The sequence below is a fragment of the Phytoactinopolyspora endophytica genome, assembly GCF_004138495.1.
GTDB lineage: Bacteria > Actinomycetota > Actinomycetes > Jiangellales > Jiangellaceae > Phytoactinopolyspora > Phytoactinopolyspora endophytica.
In genome coordinates this window covers 138,380-144,252 of the sequence record NZ_ML142860.1, presented here as the reverse complement: position 1 = coordinate 144,252, position 5,873 = coordinate 138,380, and the positions used below count along the sequence as shown (strand labels likewise).

The 5,873-nt window shown below is 67.9% G+C and carries 4 protein-coding genes; 1 reads left to right on the top strand and 3 read right to left on the bottom strand.

The annotated features are described in order from the left end of the window. A partial coding sequence (locus tag ELR45_RS38675; RefSeq protein WP_205857021.1) for an AAA family ATPase occupies nucleotides 1–2,149 on the top strand: 2,149 nt, incomplete at its 5' end. A 38-nt stretch (nucleotides 2,150–2,187) separates the two neighbouring features. Here ELR45_RS38675 and ELR45_RS21895 read toward each other — a convergent pair. From ELR45_RS21895 to ELR45_RS21885, 3 genes are all read right to left on the bottom strand, one after another. Then, on the bottom strand, nucleotides 2,188–4,200 hold the full coding sequence (locus tag ELR45_RS21895) for an amylo-alpha-1,6-glucosidase (RefSeq protein ID WP_129668234.1): 2,013 nt from the start codon (nucleotides 4,198–4,200) through the stop codon (nucleotides 2,188–2,190). 10 nt (nucleotides 4,201–4,210) lie between these two features. After that, complete coding sequence (locus ELR45_RS21890) at nucleotides 4,211–5,107, bottom strand: carbohydrate ABC transporter permease (protein WP_129668233.1); 897 nt, start codon at nucleotides 5,105–5,107, stop codon at nucleotides 4,211–4,213. 20 nt (nucleotides 5,108–5,127) lie between these two features. Continuing rightward, the coding region (locus ELR45_RS21885) for a carbohydrate ABC transporter permease (RefSeq protein ID WP_205857020.1) at nucleotides 5,128–5,873 on the bottom strand (746 nt) is incomplete at its 5' end.

Sequence of the window (5,873 nt, the reverse complement as noted above, 5' to 3'; positions counted from 1 at the left end):
GTACGAGCGTGGTGTCCACGACCACGACGCCGCCACCATCCTGGAGGCATTGCTGCGACTTCACTCGGCCGCCGGTCTCCTGCGCTATCCCCCGGCCGCCCGCGCGGCCGCGCAGCTGTTCTGGGCATTCGGTTCGAGCGAGCAGGCCCGGTCCAGCTGGACCACACGGGCTTCTTCCCTGCATAAGGCACGCCAGACCTTCCACTTCCACCGTTCCGAGGCCGTGGATGCGCTCTGCGCCGAACTGGACGACGCGGTCACCGCATTCCTCGACGAGTCCGGTCTCCCCGCTATGCAGGAGAGCGAGCGCGGATGGGCCGGTGAGTACCTCTTCGAGGAGCTCGCCGATGCGTCCTCCGGGTTCGTCACCAGTGCCGGCGCGAAGAAGCTCATCGACAGGTTCCACCGCGCGCTGAGCCGCCGCTCCGGTGCCGGATCGCGTCAGGCGTTCGCCGACGACCTCCGCAAGCTCGATTCGGACCTCGCCGCGCGTCACCAGCTCGTGCACGCCTGGCTCACGTCGTTCGTCAGCGCCACGGAGACGGACAAGGGGCGGGGGCAGAGCGAGCATCAGGATGAGCGCGGAGATCCGGCCGGCGACCTCCCGGAGGCGGTCGCCCTCGAGCTGTGTGGCACGTCGCTGCCCCGGCACGATTCGTCCGCGTCGCTGACGGCCAGCGTCGGCGGCCTGCTCGGCACGCACTCGAGGATCCACGACCGGACGCTGCGCTTCCGCCTCGACGAGGTGCTGGCGCGCACCCGCCGGTTCCGCACCGAGCGGGTTCCCGCCTACCGCGCCTACCAGCGTCAGCGCACGGAGCTGGTGGAACGGCAGCGCTCGTCGCTCCGGCTCGACGAGTACAAACCACAGGTGATGAGCGCCTTCGTCCGGAACCGGCTGCTGGACGAGGTGTACCTGCCGCTGATCGGTGACAACCTGGCCAAGCAGCTCGGCACCACCGGGGACTCCCGGCAGGTCAACCAGAGCGGGCTGCTGCTGCTCATCTCACCGCCCGGTTACGGCAAGACGACCTTGATGGAGTACGTCGCCAGCCGGCTCGGGCTGGTGTTCGTCAAGGTGAACGGCCCTGCGCTCGGGCATGCCGTCACGTCGGTGGACCCGGCGGAGGCGCCCAACGCCACGGCTCGGCAAGAGGTGGAGAAGATCAACCTCGCGCTCGAGATGGGCAACAACGTTCTTCTGTACCTCGACGACATCCAGCACACCAACCCAGAGCTGCTGCAGAAGTTCATCTCCATGTGTGACGCGCAGCGCCGGATGGAGGGCGTCTGGAACGGGCGGACCCAGACCTATGACCTGCGGGGCAAGAGGTTTGCGGTCTGCATGGCCGGTAACCCCTACACCGAGGAGGGCAAGCGGTTCCGGGTACCGGACATGCTCGCCAACCGGGCGGATGTGTGGAACCTCGGTGACGTCCTGTCCGGGAGGGAAGAGCTGTTCTCGCTCAGCTACATCGAGAACGCCTTGACCTCCAACCCGATTCTGGCCCCGGTCTCCACCCGCGATCGCGCGGACGTGGACATACTGGTGCGGCTGGCCCGCGGCGACGAGACCGCCCAGGCGGACCAGCTCACGCACCCGTACTCCCCCACCGAGCTCGAGCAGATTCTCTCGGTCTTGCGCAAGCTTCGACGGATCCAGCAGGTGGTGCTGGCCAATAACCAGGCCTACATCGCTTCCGCCGCTCAGGCCGACGCGTCCCGGACTGAGCCGCCGTTCCAGTTGCAAGGCTCGTACCGGAACATGATCGCCATGGCGTCTCGGGTGGTGCCGGTGATGAACGAAGACGAGCTCGAGGCGATGATCGACGACCACTACGTCGGAGAGGCCCAGACGCTCACCTCGGGTGCGGAGGCGAACCTGCTCAAGCTCGCCGAGTTGCGTGGGCGGATGACATCGGAGGAGTCGGAACGCTGGGCCGAGGTCAAGGCCGGGTTCGTCAAGTCCCAGGCGCTGGGCGGCGACGGGGACGACCCGATGAGCCGTGCGGTGGGAGCACTCGGTCTGCTCGCGGACCAGGTCGGCGGGGTCGAATCGGCGATCAACAACGTCACCGACAAGGCGTTCAGCCAGCCGAGCCAGGGAGCGCGCGCACGCCGGCCGAAGGGCCACCAGGCCGACAGCTGACATGTGGTGACGTGACCTGTCATTGCGCTGGGATCCGGTCAGTTCACGGTCATACCCGACGGTGCTTCCAGCACCTCCACGTCGGTTCCCCGGGCGCGCACGCTGAGCGTGCCGGTACCGAGCGGGATGCCGCGCACGACGATCTCCTCGTCCTCGGGCAACACCGGCGCTATCCGGACGGTACCCGCGGGCACGTCGGGCTCCAGGCGAAGCATCGCCCGCAACAGCAGGAGCGGTGCGGCGGCGCTCCATGCCTGCGGGCTGCACGCGACGGGATAAGGCACGGGCTGGGATATCTCGTCGGCGCTCATTCCGCCGAGGAGTTCGGGCAGCCGCCAGCCGAACGCCTCGGCTGTGGCGAGCAGTCCGTCCACCAGGCGGCGCGCTTGCTTCACGGTGCCGTGCCGCACCAGTCCGGCGACGCCGATGGCGGTGTCATGCGGCCAGATGGATCCCACGTGGTAGCCCAACGGGTTGTATGCGACCTCTCCGGAGGCGAGCGTGCGCAGCCCCCAGGTGGTGGCCAGATCGGACCGGATCAGCTGCTCCACCGCGGCGTCGGCGACGTCGCCTTCCAGCACTCCCGCCCACAGGCAATGGCCGATGTTCGACGACGATACAGCGAGCGGTTTCTTGTCGCCGTCGAGGGCCATGGCCACGAGCCGCCGCTCGGGTAGCCAGAACGTCTCGGCGACAGTGGCCTGGATACGGTCGGCGCGGGCGCGTAGCTCCGGTGCCGCATCCGGCTCGCCGAGCCGTTCCTCGAGCTCGGCCAGCGCCCCATAGGCGGCGTAGACGTAGGCCTGAACCTCCGCGAGTGCGATCGGGTCGGTGGCAAGTGTGCCGTCGGAGTGCACCATGGAGTCGGCGGAGTCCTTCCACCCCTGGTTGGCCAGACCGTGCGCGTCACCGACGTACTCCACCAGGCCGTCGCCGTCGACGTCACCGTGGACCTGGCACCATTCCATCGCGGCGCGGGCGGCGGGAAGGAGTGCCCGGACGTCGTCGTCGGGCGCGCCCCAGCGGTACACCTCGGCCAGCAGCATGACGAACAGCGGCGTGGCGTCAGCCGTGCCGTAGTACGGGACGCCCGGCTCCACGCCGAAGACCGGCATCAGTCCGGTCCGCATCTCGTGCAGGATCTTGCCCGGCTCCTCGCCGGTGCGCTGGTCGACGCGCTGGCCCTGCCGTGACGCGAGAGCCTGGAGAACATCTAGGGCCAACCGTGGTCCGGCCACCAGGCTCTCCCAGCCCGTGAGCAGGGTGTCGCGGCCGAAGAGTGCCATGAACCACGGCGCGCCCGCGCCCAGGTAGCGCAGATCCATCGACGGGATATCCACCCGGAGGCCGCCGAGGTCATCGAGGGCCGACGCGACGCTGCGCGTCCACCGGTCGGCACCTCCGCTCACGCGCAGCGTGGCCGCCGGTTCCTCCGTGAGGACCGTAGCCTTACGGACCGGCTGGTCGTGGCCGGAGACGCGGGGCCGGATCTCCATCTCCGCGGTGCGGGACGTGCCGGCGTCGAGGCGGAGATCCCAGCGCAGGCCGGCGCCGGTAAGCGTGACCCCCGGGCCGTCGGCGGCGAGCTCGACGCGGATCCGGTCGGTGCCGGCAGATACACCGCCGTGGTCCTCGACGAGTTCCACGGGGGGACGCCGGCCCGGATCGCCCTTGAGCTCGAGCAGATCGGCGAAGTCCGCTGCGATCTCGACGGTGAGGATGCGCGCAGGCAACGGCCGGCCGTACGCATGCGCGATCAGGCGTTCGCGTACTCCCTCGCCGACGTACCGGTGGCGGGTCAGAACGGCCGTGGGGCTGCCGTGCTCGTCGCTGGCCAGCACGTACACCCAGTGTCCCTCCCCCGCGCCGGTGCGATCCGCGGCGAGCAGCTGCGGGCGGGCGCCGTCCACCTCCAGCCGCAGGGACGACACGACCCGGATGTCACGGTGGTAGACGCCGTGATACCCGGACGGGTCGATGTCGCCGCGGGAGTCGGAGACGGTGAACGTAGTGCCGTTGACGAGCGTGAGTGCGGTGTCGTGAGACGTCATATTGCTTTCTTTATCCTTTCACCGCGGACGCGGTGACTCCTTGGATGAAATGGCGCTGGAACGTGAAGAAGACGATGGCAACCGGGATCGTGATCAGCACCGATGCACCCAGCAGCAGCGGGAAGTCCTGGGACTGGCCCTCCGCCCCCCGCAGCAGGGCGAGCCCTACCGGCAGAGTGCGCAGATCCGGGTCGCTGGGGGCGGCGATGAGCGGGTGCAAGAACTCGTTCCACGACCCCTGGAAGGAGAGGATCGTCAAGGCGATCAACCCAGGCGCGGCCAGCGGCATGATGATCCGCCAGTAGGTCTGGAAGATCGTCGCCCCGTCGATGCGGGCGGCCTCTTCCATCTCCCGGGGTATCGACTCGAAGAACGTCTTCATGAGGAAGATACCGAACGCGTCGACGGCCAACGGAAGGATGAGCCCCGCGTAGGTATCGAGCATGCCTAGCTGCCCGAGCACCAGATAGCGCGGGATCGCCAGCACGATCGGCGGCACCGCCAGTACGGCCACCACCAGCGCGAAGATGGCGGCCCGGCCGGGGAACCGCAACCTGGCCAGGGCGTAGCCGGCGAGCGAATCGAGAACGAGCCGGCCGAGCGTGACCATCACCGTGACCACGACGGAGTTCATCGTCCACCGTGCGATGTCGGTGCCGGCCATCTCCTCGTAGGCGCGCAGGGTGGGATCGGCGGGAATCAGTGATAGCGGCGACGCGAGCGCCTCCGGCCGCGACTTGATCGAGTTCGCCAGAGCGAGCGCAAACGGCGCGATGAACAGGGCGGCGAAGAAGATCAGGATCCCGTAGCCGAGGACCCGCTTGGCGATCCGATACCCCGTGGACTGCCCGTGGACGGAAGCGCGGCCTTCCAGCGGCGCACGCCGCTGCTGTAGTTGCGCAGTCATGTCGGTGCGGCCTCCATGTGTCACGTCCGATCCGGCTTGAGGATGCGGCGCTGGACGAGGGTGAAGACGATGATGAGAGTGAACAGCAAGAACGCGACAGCGGTGGCACGTCCCATCGAGAAGTTCTGGAACCCTTCCCGGTAGATGAGGTAGGCCGGGGTCAGCGTGGTCTTCTGCGGGCCGCCGGCCGAGATCACGAAGATCTGGTCGAAGACCTGCCAGGTACCGATCAGCCCGATGGTCAGCACGAAGAAGAGCGGCTGTCTCATCATCGGGATCGTCACCAGCCGGAAGCGCTGCAATGCGGTGGCACCGTCCACCCGGCTGGCTTCCTCGATGTCGGACGGGATGTTCTGCAGCCCGGCCAGGAAGATCAGCATCATCGTGCCGGTGGTGGTCCACGTCACCAGGATCATGATGGCGAACAGGGTGACGCTCGGCCCCGAGAGCCACTGCCACAGGCTCAGACCCATCACCGATGTATCCGCAAGGAACGCGGGCGACGAGTCGATGCCGACCAGGCCGAGGAAGTTGTGCAGCACCCCGTCGGCGTTGTCGAGCCAGTTCATCCTGACGTCCGCACCCGGGAGCAGCGCGCTGATCAACTGGTTGATGGCGCCGCTGCGCTGGAACAGGAAGAGGAAGACCAGCGAGACGGCGATCGTCGAGGTGATGGACGGGAAGTAGTATGCCGTACGGAAGAAGCCCTTGCCGCGCAGGAACTTTTGGTTGACGATCACCGCCAGGACGAAGGCGATCGCCGTCT